At 34.8% G+C, this 18,179-nt stretch carries 15 protein-coding genes and 1 pseudogene; 13 read left to right on the top strand and 3 right to left on the bottom strand.

The features are described 5' to 3' along the window. Positions 1-62 precede the first annotated feature (62 nt). The 3 genes from ABFV83_RS17330 to ABFV83_RS17340 all read left to right on the top strand — a co-directional run bounded on the left by ABFV83_RS17330 (position 63) and on the right by ABFV83_RS17340 (position 3,117). On the top strand, positions 63-1,355 hold the full coding sequence (locus tag ABFV83_RS17330; RefSeq protein ID WP_349945593.1) for a S16 family serine protease: 1,293 nt from the start codon (positions 63-65) through the stop codon (positions 1,353-1,355). Then, positions 1,333-2,337, top strand: a complete 1,005-nt coding sequence (locus tag ABFV83_RS17335; protein ID WP_349945595.1) for a hypothetical protein — start codon at positions 1,333-1,335, stop codon at positions 2,335-2,337. The genes ABFV83_RS17330 and ABFV83_RS17335 overlap by 23 nt, the downstream gene beginning before the upstream one ends. Positions 2,338-2,613: 276 nt before the next feature. Further along, complete coding sequence (locus ABFV83_RS17340) at positions 2,614-3,117, top strand: hypothetical protein (RefSeq protein WP_349945596.1); 504 nt, start codon at positions 2,614-2,616, stop codon at positions 3,115-3,117. Between the two features lie 146 nt (positions 3,118-3,263). Here the strand turns inward: ABFV83_RS17340 and ABFV83_RS17345 are convergent, their stop codons facing one another. The 3 genes and pseudogenes from ABFV83_RS17345 to ABFV83_RS17355 form a co-directional block, all read right to left on the bottom strand. After that, a complete protein-coding gene (locus ABFV83_RS17345; RefSeq protein ID WP_349948942.1) occupies positions 3,264-4,793 on the bottom strand; it encodes a peptidoglycan-binding protein in 1,530 nt (509 codons plus the stop codon). A gap of 78 nt (positions 4,794-4,871) precedes the next feature. Next, positions 4,872-5,444: pseudogene (locus tag ABFV83_RS17350) on the bottom strand (peptidoglycan-binding protein); the annotation flags it as partial. Positions 5,445-5,610: 166 nt separating this feature from the next. Then, entirely contained in the window at positions 5,611-6,129 is a 519-nt protein-coding gene (locus ABFV83_RS17355) for a YARHG domain-containing protein (RefSeq protein ID WP_349945598.1), read from the bottom strand. Between the two features lie 332 nt (positions 6,130-6,461). Here ABFV83_RS17355 and ABFV83_RS17360 point away from each other — a divergent pair, with 332 nt between their 5' ends. From ABFV83_RS17360 to ABFV83_RS17405, 10 genes are all read left to right on the top strand, one after another. Then, the gene (locus ABFV83_RS17360; RefSeq protein WP_349945600.1) at positions 6,462-7,568 is read left to right on the top strand and encodes a U32 family peptidase; all 1,107 of its coding nucleotides are present in this window, start codon (positions 6,462-6,464) and stop codon (positions 7,566-7,568) included. A 14-nt stretch (positions 7,569-7,582) separates the two neighbouring features. Next, the gene (locus tag ABFV83_RS17365) at positions 7,583-8,560 is read left to right on the top strand and encodes a GNAT family N-acetyltransferase (protein WP_349945602.1); all 978 of its coding nucleotides are present in this window, start codon (positions 7,583-7,585) and stop codon (positions 8,558-8,560) included. A gap of 213 nt (positions 8,561-8,773) precedes the next feature. After that, positions 8,774-10,582 (top strand): indolepyruvate ferredoxin oxidoreductase subunit alpha, encoded by a 1,809-nt coding sequence (gene iorA / locus ABFV83_RS17370; RefSeq protein ID WP_349945604.1) that lies wholly within the window; start codon positions 8,774-8,776, stop codon positions 10,580-10,582. Beyond that, the gene (locus ABFV83_RS17375; protein WP_349945605.1) at positions 10,575-11,132 is read left to right on the top strand and encodes a 2-oxoacid:acceptor oxidoreductase family protein; all 558 of its coding nucleotides are present in this window, start codon (positions 10,575-10,577) and stop codon (positions 11,130-11,132) included. Before iorA ends, ABFV83_RS17375 begins: the two co-directional genes overlap by 8 nt. 1 nt (position 11,133) lies before the next feature. Next, entirely contained in the window at positions 11,134-11,616 is a 483-nt protein-coding gene (locus tag ABFV83_RS17380; RefSeq protein WP_349945607.1) for a hypothetical protein, read from the top strand. A 394-nt stretch (positions 11,617-12,010) separates the two neighbouring features. Continuing rightward, positions 12,011-13,444, top strand: coding sequence for a radical SAM protein (locus ABFV83_RS17385; protein ID WP_349945608.1), 1,434 nt, complete (start codon positions 12,011-12,013; stop codon positions 13,442-13,444). 302 nt (positions 13,445-13,746) lie between these two features. Then, on the top strand, positions 13,747-15,054 hold the full coding sequence (locus tag ABFV83_RS17390) for an ATP-binding protein (RefSeq protein WP_349945610.1): 1,308 nt from the start codon (positions 13,747-13,749) through the stop codon (positions 15,052-15,054). A 197-nt stretch (positions 15,055-15,251) separates the two neighbouring features. After that, a complete protein-coding gene (locus ABFV83_RS17395; RefSeq protein WP_349945611.1) occupies positions 15,252-15,965 on the top strand; it encodes a LytTR family DNA-binding domain-containing protein in 714 nt (237 codons plus the stop codon). 168 nt (positions 15,966-16,133) lie between these two features. Then, positions 16,134-17,330 (top strand): DUF6070 family protein, encoded by a 1,197-nt coding sequence (locus ABFV83_RS17400; RefSeq protein ID WP_349945613.1) that lies wholly within the window; start codon positions 16,134-16,136, stop codon positions 17,328-17,330. A 94-nt stretch (positions 17,331-17,424) separates the two neighbouring features. After that, positions 17,425-18,177 (top strand): bifunctional 3-deoxy-7-phosphoheptulonate synthase/chorismate mutase, encoded by a 753-nt coding sequence (locus tag ABFV83_RS17405; protein ID WP_349945615.1) that lies wholly within the window; start codon positions 17,425-17,427, stop codon positions 18,175-18,177. Positions 18,178-18,179: the final 2 nt, after the last annotated feature.

Consider the following 18,179-nt stretch of genomic DNA (forward strand, 5'->3'; position numbering starts at 1 on the left):
TCATGGAAAAAATGTTAAGGATATATTATCGTTATAAAAAACGTTATGGAGTGAATTAAATTATGGAGCACGAAAATCCTTTGGTAGGTATGCAATGGGGTATAGACATTTATCAATATATAAAAATGTGTCACACATTAGGTGAAAATCACTTTATAGGAATAAATGGACCAGCCGGAATCGGGAAAGGAAAATTAATAAAACAGATAAGCAAAGCAATTGGCCGGGAATTTATTTCTATAGATTATCCGGACTTTGATGGAAATACCAGTTTCCCGGATACATATGGAGATAAAAATAATGCTTTATTTTATATTGAAAATACGGCGGTAAAAAATGGTATGTATCCTAATACAGTTAGCCGTTTTATTAAAGCACTTAACATGACGGGGGATTTATCAGGTGCAATATTTGTATTTTCTTCCAATGCTATTCTCGGGACAAACACAGCGTTAAATGCTGAGTTCCGGGTGTTTCTTTATGGTTGTTTATCCATGCAGGAAAAAGTTTTGTATGCTAAAACTATTATTGAAAAGTGTCAAAAAAGGTGGAATTTAGAAAATGTACATTTGCCAGATAATACTATTGAAATACTTATAAAACATTATACAAAAGAAGCTGGGATCAATTATTTATCAGTATTGATTCGAAACTTATATGAAGTCATTTATTATGAAAATAAATATGAAAAGGATAAGAACATAGCTATTACCAATAAGATGATTTTTAACATGCTGGGAAGCGGATGTTATGTATTTGATGAACAAATTAAAAAAAGATGTTTACAAGGAGTTGGCATGGCTTGGACGAAATGGGGAGGAACCCTTTTACCAATTGAAGTGGCAATCACCAGAGGGCAAGGAAATATTGATTTTTCAGGTAATATAGGGAGCCTTATGAAAGAATCTGTTCAAGTCGTTTTCACTTACCTCAAAGTAAATTGCAGTAAATGGAAGATACCTTCTAATTATTTTTATAAACATGACTTCCATATCAATATATATGAACAAGAGATAAGCAAAGATGGAGTTTCAGCTGGCTTGACTTTCTTTGTAAAGTTGCTTTGTACAATAAGAAATATGAAATTCCAGCAGCCTATCGCTTTTTCCGGAGAGGTATCATTAGAGGGCCGGGTATTAAGAATTGGCGGATTAAAAGAAAAATTGTGTACGATTCAGGAACATGGGATTAAGAAAGTTGTTTTACCAAAGCAATCATGGCCGGAATATCAATTAATTCCGGTTGAATTGAGGAACAGCTTATCCGTGAGTTTTATTGATGATTTAAAAGAACTTGAAAAAATAATATTACAGGAAATGGGGAAATCAGGTTATGGGAGAGAGTCTTTATGTTGAAATTGTTACCGCAAATAGAATGTTTGATCAAATAGCTGGTAATATATTAGGAATCATTGAATATGGAGAAAAATCAGAATTTGCCAAAGAAGCAAATACAAAGTTTTTGCCTTATCAGTTTATTCAAGTGGAGAATGTAAGTGGGAACTTCTGCGAAGTCTGGTATACAACAGAATCGGTTTATTATAAGAAAGTAGAGGGCTGCAGCGTAGGAGAAAGTGATCATTTCTGCTTTCGTACCGTCACAGTGAATGATGAGATGGGGACACATCAGCAAAATGCTAAAAACGCCTACAATCAGATTTTTCTAGAATTAAATTTAGATGTTTATCACGTTGTTCGCTTTTGGAACTATATTCCGGAAATAAACGAAAAGGGAGAAGCCCAGGAGAGGTATAAGGAGTTTTGCGCAGGACGGGAAGAAGCATTCTCAGAATTTTATCAAAAAAATGGGAAGGTTTATCCTGCGGCAACGGGTATTGGAACAAATGGAAGTAACCTGTGTATTTCTTTACTCGCAATACATAAAAGTGCGAACAGATACAATATCGAAAATCCAAGACAGGTTCCGGCCTATCAGTATCCGGAGCAGTATGGCACTTCCAGCCCCAAGTTCTCTCGTGCAACATATGTGGAACTAGAAAACGAAAAAATACTGCTCGTTTCTGGGACAGCAAGCATCATAGGAACAACTAGTGTATATATCGGGGATGCATTTATGCAAACAAAAACAACGATTGATAACATTAAAATATTGTTGTCTGAAAAGAATCTTAGAGAATATTTCATTGAATGTTCGGAGGTTCGGGCACAATTACAATATTTAAAAGTATATATCAAGAACTGGGGAGACTTCCCGATTATAAAACAAATATGTGAAAGAAGTTTTGGAAACCAGAACATCGTGTATTTACAGAACGATATTTGCAGAAAAGAATTATTGGTAGAAATGGAGGGAGTATGGATGGGAAATCCTACATAATAAAATGTGCTTTTCAAGGATCATTTTATAAATGGCAGAATGGTTGCGCCGTTCTGCTTATAAAAAGCTGGGGAAAGCGTTGATATAAAGGGGAATATTTACTCCTGTATGCGTTTTAAAGGTAATACGGATTACATGATTAGTAGATTTAGTTGAAAAGTATAATGGGTATTTTCTTGAGTGTATTGGCACAATAATGAAAATACCCATTTTTTGATTTTTTAGTTTACATTTTTATCCCTACTTCCTTCTTAAAAGTTGAAAGTAGGGATGAAAATGGGAGAAGAATGTTTTTACAAATTAGTGGAATTATCAAAAAATGATTCCGATGCTATGATGCAGTTATTGGAGGTGATGCAGCCGCTGATTAAATCATATAAGAGAAAACTGTTTTTCCTTGAAGCAGCTGATGCAGAGCAAGAGATGTGTTTAGCAATAATAGAAGCAGTAAAAAATATAACGGAGTGCAAAACAGATGGTCAATGCCTTACATATCTTAATAATGCTGTAAAATTCAGGTTTGCATATATGTGCAAAAGAAATCTGAAAAAAGAGGAAATAGAGGATTCGTATAAAAAGGATTTAGATGAAGGGGTTTATTTGGAAAAATATAAGGATATTGAAACCTTTTATGATCTGCAAAGAAAAGTAACCTGTATGAATGAAATGCAAAAGAAAATCTTGAACTATCTTCTGCTGGATTATTCTGATAGTGAAATTGCAAAGAAAATAGGGATAAGCCGTCAATATGTAAATAGAATCAAGAAAAAGCTTCTTTAATCTTTAATTATTACGTATGTAATATAAAAAGCAGGAGTGCCGCTCCTGGCATGTAGCCATAATGGCTTCATGTTATTGTGCGGCACTCTCATTTTGTTACTGTTAATTAAGTAAATACTCCCAGTCTGTACATGGAATTAAGTGCCCTAAATAGTACTTATATCTCCTTTGGCATCAGAAATTGCATCTTCCAGAATATAACCGTACGAATTGCTGCCGTTTACACCATAACCTGTAATCCTGGAATCATCTGCATATCTCCACACCTTGCACACCTTGTCAGAAAAATTCCCTTCAATGGTATAAACCTTATTACTGCTTTGATCATAACCTACTACAATGGCAGTATGTGATGCATCTGTTCTTAAGAATAGAATATCTCCATATTTCGGAAGATAACTGCCCTTAACTCCAAACCGTGATTTTTCTTTGTACCATTCCATTCCTAAAGCAACGGAAGCATATTTAGGGATGATACCATTCACATTATTCGAAGTGGCTAATAGTCCGGCCTGATAAGCACACCATGATACGAACATAGCACACCAGGGTTTCCCGTTCATTCCATACCATTCTCCGTACTTTGTGATATTATCATATTTTTCTACGGTACCACTTTCATTCAACGCAATATTTACAAAGTTCTCTAAAGAAACACTGCCTTGATAAGCATTTGCAGCATTGTACGCATTTTGCCTTCTGCTTGCATACTGATTCATTATAGAATTGTTCATTGCAGCCTGATGAAGCTTATCTAAGGAAACCTCACCATGAATGCTCTCTACAATGAGGTTCGTCTGTTTAGGGCTTTGATTATACAGATCCGCATAATAGATCAATGCTTTTTCATTGGTGATACCTTTACTTTTACCGGTTTCAATATATCCTCCCACATCGCTTTTAGCCGTTTCATCCTGTACCTGATGGCTTTCTTTTGTATTTAACAAAGCGACTAATGCCTTTTTTTCATCAGCATTTAAATAGCGCCCCTTAAATACAGATCTATCCTGGCTCAGCTCTGCAAATAAAGCAGAACCTTTCCCTAATAAATTTTCTACAAGCTGGGAATTCATAGCTTTGATATTGCATAATAAATCATGTGCACGTTCCTGGTACCACTGCAGTATGCCAATGCTAATCGGATCTTTGTCATTGATTGCAGTATAATTCCCTTCACCTCTTAAAATCACCTGGATTGCATATTCCACAATATCATTTGTTCCTGCTATTACAGGGGGGATTGGTGTTTCTGCTTTATATTCTTTTGGACTTGCAGAATATAGCATGGCAAGGGTATTCGGGCCAGCTATTCCATCAACTGATAATCCATTTATTCTCTGGAAATCCCGCACAGAGCTATATGTTCCATTTCCAAAAACACCATCTGCGGTTCCAATCCCACAGTTGTAACCTAATTCTAGAAGCCGCAGCTGTAACTTTCGTACTTCTTCTCCTGAATCCCCTTTTTTTAATACAGTTGGAGCACTATATTTTATTGCATATTCAGAATAAATCTTTTTCAAAGTTTCCGGACCAGCAATGCCGTCTTGTGCTATGTTATTGCACTTTTGGAAGCTAATTACTGCGTAATATGTGGCATTTCCAAAAAATCCATCGGCACCAGAAGCCCCACAGGAATATCCCAGTTCAATTAATCTCTCCTGCAGTTCACGCACCTGCTCTCCAGACATCCCCTTTTTAAGTAACGTTGATGAGGAATAGGGCACCGCATCAGCTGAAAATAGCTTCTTCGAGGTATTGGCTCCAATTACTCCATCCTGTGTCAGTTCGTTCTGCTTCTGGAATGCTACCACTGCGTAGTACGTTCCACTTCCAAATTGGCCATCTGCCCCTGCGGCACCGCAGGAATATCCCAAAGCAATTAATCTCAGCTGTGCTTTTTTAACATTTTCGCCCTTGGATCCTCTTGATAATACATACGAAGCCGTGTTCTGGTTATCAGGAAAAAGCAATTTCATGGTTCCGGATCCAACCATACCATCTGGGGTTAAACCATGACTGCTCTGAAAATTCAGCACGCTGTTATAGGTTTTCGCTCCCGCAATACCATCAATCGTGCCAATGTCGTACCCGGCATTTTTTAACCCCTTCTGTATGGGCATAATCTGCTCACACAACACATTCCAAGTGGAATCATTAACGATTCCTGTAGCTGTTATCCCGTTCTTATTTTGGAATCTTATAACTGCACTCTCTGTACCACTTCCATACACACCATCCGTTCCATTGGGATTAATGCACACCATACGTAATCCCTGCTGTAAGCATTTAACGTTGTTACCTGAATCTCCCTTTTTCATTAACATAGCTTTTCTCCTTTTTAGTTATACGTTTTGAATGCGCATTCAACTAATAAAAAGAGGAAAGATCAGATTTGTAAACTGCATTACTTAAAAAGGTCACTATCTAAGTTTATTACTTAGATAATGACCTTTAACCTTGATAAAATAATTTACTTTTTCAAAACCGCCATTATTCCAGTGCTGATAATATATCCACTAGCACTCGAAGATTTGCTGTCTCATATTCATTAAATACATCATCCCTAAAATCTGATGCTTTGACAGTCGGCGTATACCAAACCTGCCCCTTAAAATAATTTCCTAATTCTTCATCCATGAATATATAACCATGTCTCGCATAGATCTCGTTTTTTGCCAAATAAAGAATTACCTTCGGAAAACCTTCAAGTTCACCTCTGTCATAATATTGACTGTCAGAATTTAGTATTGGTTCAAATACTCGATCCATTCCAGTTCTTAAATTCTTCTCATCCCAAGCGACAACCTCATTCCAATATTTACTTTTACTCCTTGCTTCTTCCGTTTTAAAAATTTCTTCCTCAATTTCACTTATTTCGTCAGAATTTGCCGCAGAGCTTACCAAATCGTTGTTGTCATCAGAATGGGAAGAATTATCCTCATTTTGTATTTGGATGTCACCTTTGCTACCATCTAAAATCACCTTAGGTTCATCTGCCATAACGTCCATGCTCACTCCCGTCGTTCTTCCACAAGCCGTTAGCCATATACTAAGCAAACATAATATGGGGATAAAAAATGTTATTGTATTGTTTCTCATTCATCAGCCTTTCTTTTTATGTTCATACTTTTTATATTATGAAGTTCTATATGTGTAGGATAACTGATACAAAGCTGAAATGCAATAATAAATTTAGAATGATATATTTTTGGACAAATTAATCAATCTGCATACCTAATGAATCATTTGACATTGAAAACAACAGATTTAAAGTGTATTGATATTAACGAACCAATATGATTTATGCATAAAAGATTAAAGAAGAAAGAGGGTATGTTTGAATGAAAGTGTTTAGTGTACCGGCAGATTTTAAGGAGAAAACCATATTGGAATACAAAGAATTGAACCAAAGTCATAACAATATAAAAATAAGAGAGACATATGGACAACTCACAGAAGGGTATATGCACATGTCAGGAAGAGCAAAAAGTACCCTACCACAAATATGTATGAAAGATTTGGAAAAATATGTTGAGTTTTCAAGTAAGAATAGGATTGAATTTAACTATACGTTAAATGCTTCTTGCTTTGGAAATTATGAGTTTACTGATGAAGGTATACAAGAAATCAGAAGGCTTCTTATTGACTTGCAAAATATAGGAGTTAAAAATTTAACGTTAGCAACACCTGCAATGATTGAATTGGTAAAAAGTATTGCACCTGATATGAATATAAAGGCTTCTGCAATATGCCAAATAAATTCAGTAAAAAGAATGAAGCATTATAAAAAAATTGGTGTGGAGCGCATCGTTGTGGATCCTGATCTGACTAAAAATTTTAAAATTCTGCGCAATATGGCAGAACTAGGTGCGGATAAAATAGAAATTATAATTAATGACAAGTGCGTGAAAGATTGTCCATATAAAACATTTCATTACAATCAAACAGCTCATGACAATAGTAACAGAGCCGAAAGCTATTTTTTTATGAACTGCGGAGTACAAAAATCCCAAGATCTTCAAGCGTATCTAAATCTTAATTGGATAAGACCAGAGGATTTACATCTGTATGAAAATATGGGAATTAAGTATTTTAAGGTAGAAGGAAGAGAATTCATGCAGCATGGAAATATGATGAGGCTACTTAAGGCATATATTAATGAAAGTTTTGATGGTAATTTATTAGACTTACTTCATATATTTGCCCCCTATGATACGGAGAATCAGCCATACATTGATAACAAAGCCTTAAATGGCTATGTAGAGGGATATTATAACAATAAGGTTGTATGTGATCAACAATGTGAAACGTGTGGTTATTGCGGGGGATTTTTAAAAAGGTCATTTAGGATTCCGGAAAATATGGCGTTAGAAGCAATAGAGTATTATAACGAAAAAAATAATTTTATTCAAAGACTTAAGCATGAACCTCAAATTACAATTAGATAGGGGAGGTATGTAAAATGAAAAAAAATATAGTTATAAGAAAGGCAGACTGTTTCGATATCTTAAAATTGGTCCAAATGAGTATGGATTTTTTGTATAAGGAGCAGGGAGAAGGTCAGGTTAAAAAATACATAGACTTAAATTTAAAAATAGAAGCCTTTTTCCGCAAATATCTAAATAATAATTTAGATGTTTTTCTTGCGGAATTAGATGGCAGAATAATAGCCGCTCTCGGAACATCATATTTGACACTATTTCCGCGTATGAATTCTAGAAATAATAAATGTGCTTATCTGTTATTTGCTTATATAGAGCCTTTGTATGAAAATAAAGAATTAAAAAAAACTTTGTGCGAAGAATCAATGGAAAATGCGAAGAAACAGGGAGCAGAAGTATATGAAATTGGAGTTGCAGAAAAGGACCTGCTGAGATACAAAGCGTTAGGATTTAAAGCAAGTGGATATTCGGCAATTCATTTAATGCTGGGAGGTAATTCGGTTTGTGATAAATGGGCAGATAAAGTAGAAAAGAATATAACTCTTAGAAAAGCAATTCCCTCAGATATTCCTCAATTAGTTGATATTCGGATGCAGTTTTTAAGTGAGGTGTCCTCCGTAGAGCCAATAGAAAAATCTAAAGACTTCAATAAAAGACTAAACCTCTTTTTGGAAGAGCATTTTGATAAGGATATGGATACTTTTGTGGCAGAATTAAATGGAGAGATTTTGTCAATGTGTTTTATGCTCTATTATGACAAGATGCCAGAGCCGGGACTTGTAAATGGAAAGATTGGAATTCCCATTAATAATTATACGAAGCCTCAGTACAGAAATAAGGGATTGTCAAAAGCTTTGTTTGAGGTTTTAATAAAGCATGCTGAGAAACGGGGAGTAGAAATGTTAGAAATGGAAATTCCCGAAAATGCTATGCCCTTTTACGAAGAATTTGGATTTAAGCCAATGAAGACCATATCTGTTTCCACTTTATTAATTTAATTAAAATAATTATGGCCAGGCGAATTGCCCGGCTTTTCAAGTTCAAAGTGGAAGGCCATGGGTATTCTTTCTTTTACGCAAACAGCCGTTTTTCACAAGGCGAGGATGTATTTTTAATATTGACAATGGCGGAGAATGTGAAAGGACGTGGCTATGTAGTTAAACGGACCAGAAAGGGATTGGAGAGCAGGTAGGAATCTAAGGAGATTAAACATGCAAAAGGAACTTATGATGGGAAATCAAGCAATTGCTTTGGCGGCTATTGACGCGGGAGTTACATTTGTTTGTGGATATCCAGGTACCCCTTCTACGGAAGTGGTTGAAGCGGTTTATAAAAATAAAACGGATGATATTTATGTGGAATGGTCAGTAAACGAAAAAGTAGCACTTGAGGTGGCAGCAGGAGCGGCATATTCTGGTTATAGGTGTCTTGTCACAATGAAACAGGTAGGATTAAACGCCTGCTCGGATCCTGCTATGAATTTATCCTATATAGGGGTCAAGGGAGGATTGGTCTTAGTAGTTGCAGATGATCCGGGCCCCATATCTTCACAAACAGAACAAGATACTAGAAACTTTGCTATCTATTCCAAACTTCCATTATTAGATCCGTCTTCACCGGAAGAAGCGTATCTTATGACGCAAGAAGCATTTAATATATCCGAAAAATATAGTACACCGGTTATTCTGCGGCCAACAACAAGAGTATGCCATAGTTATGCAGGGATATATCGGAAAAAAGTTAATTTGACTACAATGGAAAAAGGATTTGAGAAGAATAATAAATGGGTATGTTTTCCTGCGTTATCCTATTTAAATCATATTAAAGTGGAAAAAAGATTTGATGACTTGAAGAAAGACTTTGATTTGCTTCCATATTATAAGCCACATGGTACCGGTAATATCCTTATTATTGCTTCTGGTGTAAATTACGCTTATGCAAGGGAGGCAATAGACTATTTGCATCTGCAGGAAGAGCAATATATTTTACTGGAAGCTGCGACCATTCCTTTGCCAGAACATAGTATAATTTCACTTCTTGGCAAGGTAGAGCGTGTTGTTGTTATTGAAGAATTAGATGCTGTAGTTGAACGCTATATTTATTATTTATATGGGAAAGCAGGTATGTCTACACATCGGATATATGGAAAGCTTTCTAAAGATGTGAAAGTTGCCGGTGAGAATACGATTGACGAAATTATTCATCTATTTCAAAAGGTTTTTAAGCTTCCAGAAATTTCGGTAAGTGAATCCGATACCAGTGAAATTATTGAAGTAAAAAAGGCAACATTATGTGCAGGCTGTTCCCATCGTGCTGCTTTTTATGCAGTTAAACAAGCAATGAAAGGTCGTAAGGCTATATTTTGCGGTGATATTGGGTGTTATACATTGGGTAAAGCAGAACCGCTAAATATGGTAGATACATGTTTGTGCATGGGAGCCGGAATTACGATTGGGCTTGGATTACAAAAGGTCAATCCAAAAGATACGGTTATTTCATTTATCGGTGATTCGACTTTCTTTCATACAGGAATTCAAGGCGTACTTAATGGAATATATAACAATGGAAATTTGATGATAATTATCTTAGATAATTCATCAACGGCCATGACCGGCGGTCAACCAACGCCTGAAACAGGGCCAATTATGTGTGAATTACCTCAAATCATCAAAATAGAGCAGGTTCTTTTTGGATTAGGTGTCTCAAATGTATCTGTAGTATCACCCTTTGACCTTCAAGCGAGTATAAGAATTGTAAAAGAAATGGCAGAGTTAGACGGGATAAGGGTAATTGTATTTCGTTCACCCTGTAAGATAAAACAAAATTCCAAATATAAAGTACTCTTAGATAAGCGTATCTGTAATGGATGTGGGCATTGTGTTAAGGAACTGGGGTGCCCGGCAATGCGTATGAGTGATGGTATCCCGAAAATTGAGGAAACGGAATGTAATGGGTGCGGTCTTTGTGCCTCAATATGCAAGCGAAAAGCGATCGTATGTACTGGAGGTAAGAATGAATGAATTTATAGTTGCAGGCATTGGAGGACAGGGAGTTATTACTTGTTCTAAATTAATATTGGAAACGGCTTTGGATAAAGGATATGAAGCGCGAAGTGCAGAAACCATAGGAATGGCACAAAGAGGTGGAAGCGTTTTAAGTCATGTACGAATTGGAGAAAAAATATATAGTCCGTTTATTCCAATAGGAAAAGTAGATGAGGTGATTTCCATGGATTCATTGGAAGCACTTCGATACCAGAATTATCTAAAACAATATGGATTTGTAGAAGCCCCAGATGATTTGATGAGCAGAGCCATAGTTTCTAAGATACCGATCAGGTCTGATATTAACATCAGGTATTATGATCTGGGAAACAAATGGGAGAAAAAAGAGACTAAAAAGAATACCAATATTATAATGTTGGGAATTGTCTTTGCTGGCGATAGATATATTATTTCCAGTAAAGATATCGAAAAGACGATTGTAAAACGATTTACAGGGGTTATACGCAGTGATGCGCTTGAAGCGCTGCATTTAGGGATAGAGCTTGCAAGGGGAGGAATCAGTTAAAATGAAGGATATTATTTTAAGAAAGGCAGATAAGGCAGATATTGAACAGCTGGTAAATATGAGAATTGCATATCTAAAAGAAGATTTGGGCGAAGAGGTAGTTAATGGAGCTTCTGGATTGGAGCATAAATTAGCAGACTTTTTTAATAAGCACTTAAATGCAGATATAGATGCTTTTATAGCAGAGTACAAGGGGGAAATAGTTTCAACCAGTTTTACAGCGTATTATTACCGGCTGCCACATCCTGATTTTCCGGAAGGAACCGCAGGGGTTCCGATTAATGGATATACAAAATCTAAGTACCGAAAACTTGGTTTAGCAGGTTCACTTTTAAAAATGTCGGCTGAATATGCAAAGAAAAAGGGCGTTGAGTTATTGAACATGGAGGTGACAAAAAAGGGATTATCGGTAAGTAAGGAAATAGGGTTTAAGGAAATAGAATATACACCAGTTCAGATGATTTTGAAGACAATAAATGAATAGAAAATTCTAAATAATCGTTGTGAATACCGTAATATTCGTATTGCATTGAATTGAGTTAGGTATTTGATATGATATTAACAACAATTAAGTTAATAATAAAGGACTTAATTGTTATAAATAAAATGATTCATTGGAGAGCCAAAAGGTAATATTTTTAAAAAGTAGTTTTTTTGTTTTGAATTGATGGATTGGAGGTGAGAATAATGACGAAGGTAAACACAGAGGAATATAAAAACATTGATCCTAATGTAAACAGTGGTTGTGATTCAGGAGCTGTTGCATGTATTTAGTTGATACGAAGACCCTACATATATAAACGTGCTTGACAATGACCATTTTATAAAGGGCAGAGCGGTTACCGTACCGTTCTGTCCATAAAAAGCAGGAGGAAAGAATGCGAGACACATTAAAGGAATTAAAAAGTAATAAATTTTTTGTTGATAATTACCACTTTTCACATAATGGTATAAATATTTTACTGGATGTTAATAACTCGGATTTTTATTCAGTAGAAGATGTATATTGTGATATCGCTGATTACCTTAGTGATGCCGGGACTACTGCTGAAGAAATTCAAGATAAATACGAAAATAAGCAGATTCAGGAGGCATTAGAAAATCTCAAAACATTCGGATTTATTTGTGAAGAAGAACCGAAATACAAAGAGATTGCAATTGAACAGGACAAAGAAGTTATAAATTTGGTTGTAAATGTCTCCCATAACTGTAATTTAAGATGTAGGTATTGTTTTGCGGCATCCGGAAGTTATAACGGCGAGCGTGATATTATGAGCCAGGAAATGGCCGATAAAACGTTGAACTGGTTTGTAAATCAGGCCAAAACGTCGAAAGTACTTAATATAAACCTATTTGGTGGAGAACCATTAACAAATATTCCATTAGTCAAATATATGGTGAAACGATGCAAAGAACTTGAGGTGGAATATGACAAAAAAATCTATATTGTAATCAGTACCAATGGAACAATTCTGAATGATGAATTAGTACAGTTGATTAAGGAAAATGATATTGGATTGCAGATTAGTATTGATGGTGATAAAGAGATTCATGATGCGAATCGGCCGGCAGCAAATGGACAAAGTTCGTATGATATGCTTGAGAAGAATGTAAAAGTTCTTTTAAATGAAGTGGATAATTCAGGTCTGATTCCAAGAGCGACTGTGGCGAAGGGAATCACGGATGTGACAAGAATCGTTAATCATATGCTTGATGATTTGCATTTCAAATGTGTTGCGCTGACTCCGGCATTAGGCTCTTACGAGGAAACTTCGTATAGGCAGGAAGATTTAGATGAATATTTTAAAAAGTACGATGTATTGGCTGAGACTTTCTTGGAAAAGTTAAGAAATGGTGAGGAGTATAATATCTATCCGTTTGTTTCTGAAGTTGATGCAGTAAGTAAAGGAATAAGAAGAATTTACGGTTGCGGATCTGGGTTGGGATTTGCAAGCGTTGATATTAAAGGTAATATTTATCCTTGCATGCGTTTTATAGGAAACGAAGATTATATTATTGGCCATGTAAAAACAAGTTTTAATGATAAACGTCATATGTTTTTTGACAGAACAGTTTATAATCGTACAAAATGTAAAGATTGTTGGGCGAGACATTTATGCGGTGGGGCATGTGTAGCAATTCAGGTAGAGTGCGGTGAAACTCTCCAATCCTCCAATCCCATGGTCTGTCAGGTGGCAAAACGTATGGCCGAATTGGCTATGTATGCCAGTTCGGTAATTGCTAAAGAAAATCTTGACTTTGATATGCATAAATTAACGGTTAATGATTTCATTCGTAGAAGATTTAGTTAATAAACATGATGGATATTTTCGTGTATGAACTGGTGCCATAACGAAAATATCCATTTTTAAATTTATAAGTTAACATAAGCCTGGGATAAACCATCAATATTTTCATGGAAAACATTGGTAAATCTGTGGTATAATTTTGAATATAAGATTTTAATATTTTCAGGGGGGTTAAATTTATGTATAAAATGGATAAGGCTTTGTCTCAGTTAGGACAATTATATTTTCTAAAGAATTTTTTGATATGTTGATAGAAAAATCATCCGGGAAAGTGGTGAATTTGAAGAAATGAAGGATGATAAGTAATGGATAAACAGGCGATATTGATTGCAATCTTTGTAATGTTTATTGATACTATGGTACTGTTCTTTTATTTGAATTGTCATACTATCAAAGAGAGCAAGCGTTTGCAGGCGATTTCGGCGTATAGTTTGTATTTCCTTATCAATTGCATACTAGGAAGTATAGATTTTCCTTTGTTGTGCAAAGCAATATGTAATATATGTATGGTTTTAGCTATTAGATATTTTAACTACGATAAGGTAAGCCGCTATGAAATTGGAAAAGAAGCCATTGTTTTTATTTTATTGTTGGGAATCTCAGAAGTATTAATTCTCCCTTTGATTTTTTTATTGACAAAAAGTTTTGATATGGATATATTTAATGATTATTCCAGGCCCAATTTATGGCTGATATCAATGGGGCTATCTAGAATAATTGCTCTATGTCTGTTTATGCTGAATAGGAAAATTCAAAAGCGAAATTATGAAAAGTTAGATGAACAAGAGATCTTGATCCTTTATCTGCCATTATTAATATCCTTTGTAAGTTTTTTAGTTATAGCAAAGATACTACTGGGTTTTGATGATTTTGAAAAAGACGATTTCTTGGTACTATTAGCGGTAATTGCATGTATATTGGTTGTTTTTCCTTTGTTGCATATGATATTTTTTGAGAAGTATATTCATTATCGCAATAAAGATCAAGAATTATCTATGTTAAAGCAAAAGGATCATATTCAATATGAGTATTACCAGAATCAAATAGAAACTTTTGAAAATATTCGTATTATGCATCATGATTTAAAAAACCAAATGTTGGTTTCCACATTTAGCCCTACATATATGGAGAAAACAAAAGAGACGTTGAGTCAGTTTGAAAAGTTTTCAGATACAGGAAATAGGATATTAGATATTCTGTTGTGGAAAAAGTCTAATGAAGCAAATAAACTGGGGATAGAGTTGGAATCTGATATTGAAAAGGTGGATTTAAATTTTATAGATGATATGGATATTTGCTCAATTGCCGGTAATATTCTGGACAATGCAATTGAAGCCTGCAGCGAAATTGATCGCAATCAGATTCCGAAGATTTCTGTTCGATTAAGTAAAATAAATAATTTTGTTATATTTAAAATTGAAAATGATTGTATAGGCAGTATTCGGAAAAAACAAAGAGAAAATGTTTTTGAAACTACGAAAGCAGAAAAGAAAATGCATGGAATTGGACTTAACAGTATAACGCATGCTGTGGAAAAGTATAATGGGAATTGTGAGTTTGAGTGTATGGATAATAAATTTCTCACTGAGATATTGATACCAATTATTCGTTAACAATGCCTGATTATCCAAAAGAATAGTATTTTCTTAATAAGAAGCTTATTATAATTGAAAAAATTGCAGATAGATTTTCATGTTTTTAATTATAACATTTGTAGTATTTAAACTGAAATATGTGCTGATTAGGCGAATTTTATTCCGAAGACCTTGAAGAAAAAAGTGATTTTTAAGAAGACGATTGGGATGAAAAAATGAAGATTTTAATGTGTGATGATCAAGTAGAGTTTTTGACAATTTTAAAAAGTTCCTTAAATAAAATTTTGTCGGAAATGAATATAGAGATTTATATGGTATCATTTACAGATCCGGATAAGGTATTGGATTATATAAAAGAATACATGGATGTTGATATTGTTTTTATGGATATCCTAATGGGCGAAAAGAATGGCTTTGAGGTTGCGAAACAAATTAGCCTGATTACCCCTAAATGCAAGATTATATTTTTATCTTCAACATCAGCATATGCCTTAAAAGGGTATGACATTAAGGCGGCGTACTATTTGATGAAGCCTATTAAAAAGACAAAGTTATCATTAGTTTTAAATGATGTAATTACGGACTTGAGGTATAACGACGATAAATATATCGTTGAGCGGAATGACTTAGGAATACATAAAATTTTTCTTGATGAAATCATCTATATTGAAACGTGCAATAGAAATACAATGATTCATACTACGTCTGGGAATTATATAAGTTATAAGACTATGAAAGAGCATGAAACCAGACTTAATAAAAACTTCAATAGGTGTCACTCCAGTTATATTGTAAATATGGAGTTTATTAAACACTATCAAGTGTATGAATTATATTTACTTAATGATGATACAATATTTGTAAGCAAAAACAGAAGAAAAGACTTTTTGCATGCTTTAACTAAATTTTATGGAAAACAGTTAAAATAAAAAGTGCATGTGGGAGAGCATTGCGGAACGTATATCAGAACCAAAGCAAGAGGAAAGGTTCCGGGAGTTGTTGCCTGGGGCCTTCTTTCTGTTTGAATTTTATGCACGTAGTATTTAAATAGGTAATTTTGGGGTATGAAGGATTACTATTTACAAGGGGGTCTAATATTGAATAGAAGAAAATTGATTGCAGGGATAGCTGCTATTATATTTGTGTTAACAGGATGTAGAGGTGCTTCTAAAGATCCATTGACTGGGAAAGAGGCAATAGAATCTGAAGGTAACCAGCAAAATCAAGGGGAAGATGTCAGCATAGAGCTTGCAGAACTTTGTAAGGATATTTACCAACAATCTAAGAAAAATAAGACATTAGGGAGTTTAGAAACAGTTCAGAAAATGGTAAATCGGCTAGGTGAAAGAGGGTATGCTGTGGTCGATCAGGATAATCAATTAAATATGGAAAATCAGGAACTGGTAGAGGCATTTTGTAAGAACGTGGCTGAGAAACAGGATGCAGAATTATTATTAATTATTGTTTTGAATAATGGTGAGTTTGTACAATTCAATTTCAATACAAAAGAGGGTAAGGTAGATGTTTCTGCAAAAAGTTTATTCTGGCAAGAAAATGAACTTGTTAATCTTTATACGGACAATTATCAGCCAAATACATGGGTTTTCTCAGAATATGGATATTTATTTTTTGATAAATATTATATGGCTGGTTTTTCTGGTCCGTATGATCATGTGGCTGTCCGAGTGAAACCTCTGGATAATATTTATCGAGAATTAAACAGAAAATACATTTTGCCAATAGGCTATCATTTAAATAATTTATTTACGATCGACTGGAATGAGAATGAATATAAGAATCTGAATTTTTACGATTTATTTGATATACTTTATCAGTTAAAGTTTTCAACATATAATCCATATTCATCCGATTATGATGGGAAAATTTCTCAGATACCGAAAACGGAATTTGAGGGAATAATTATGGAAAACTTTAAGATAAGAAGTCAGATCCTGCAGGAGAAGGTCAAGTACATGGACAGTAACAGTATGTACGAATACAGACCCCGCGGGTTATATGACTGTGGTTCAGACACTGAAATTCCATATCCGGAAGTAATAGATTATGAGAATCAGGATGATGGTACCATAGAACTTACTGTAAATGCGGTCTGGCCGAAAATGAACTTAGAAACAGCGTTTCAACATAAAGTAGTGATACGCCCCTTGCCAGATGGTAAATTTCAATACGTATCAAATCAGGTGATTCCATCAGAAAATAATGTAGAGCCCACATGGTATGTAAACAGGCTGACCGAGGAAGAGTGGAAGGAATACTATAAAACTATAAAATAGTGGTAGAATAGGTTACGGTCTGCTGCTTTGGATTCTCAGTTAGATTAAAATTTGTAGAGAAAGCAGATAAATAATAAAAAGAGGGAATTTAAAAATGTACAAGATTGGTAGCGAGAGCTTGTGGGATAAAATAACTCTTGGAAAGTTGGGAAATATGATTGCTGGGCCTTGTGCAGTGGAATCAACTTCCCAATTGGAAAAAGTTTCAGCTTTTTTAGTAGAAAAACAAGTGAAGATATTAAGAGCGGGTGCCTACAAACCGAGAACATCACCGAAAACTTTTCAAGGGCTTGGAAAAGATGGAGTTAAAATTATCCATGAGACATGTGAAAAATATGGATTAATATCAGTGACTGAAATTATGGATATACGGGATTTGGAATATATGGAGCAGATGGTAGATATTCTTCAGGTAGGCAGCCGTAATATGTTTAATTATAGTATGCTGAAGGAACTTGGTAAAACAGATAAACCTATTTTGCTTAAAAGGGGTCTTATGGCCACTATCGAGGAATTTATTTGTGCAGCAGAGTATATTCAAAATGAAGGTAATACAAAAATAATTATGTGTGAAAGAGGAATTAGAACCTTTGAACACGAAATCAGAAATACGTTGGATTTGTCCTGTGTAGCTTTATTAAAACAAAAAACAAATTATCCAGTGGTAGTTGATTTAAGTCATTCACTTGGCAGGAAGGATATTATGATACCAATGGCTAAAGCATCTCTGGCAGTTGGGGCTGATATGATCATGGTTGAGGTACATCCAGAACCGGAAAAGGCACTTTCCGATGCAAAGCAACAACTAAATTTAGGTGAGTTTGAAAACTTACTAGTTAGTATCTAGAT

This window comes from Lacrimispora sp. BS-2, assembly GCF_040207125.1.
Lineage (GTDB): Bacteria > Bacillota > Clostridia > Lachnospirales > Lachnospiraceae > Lacrimispora.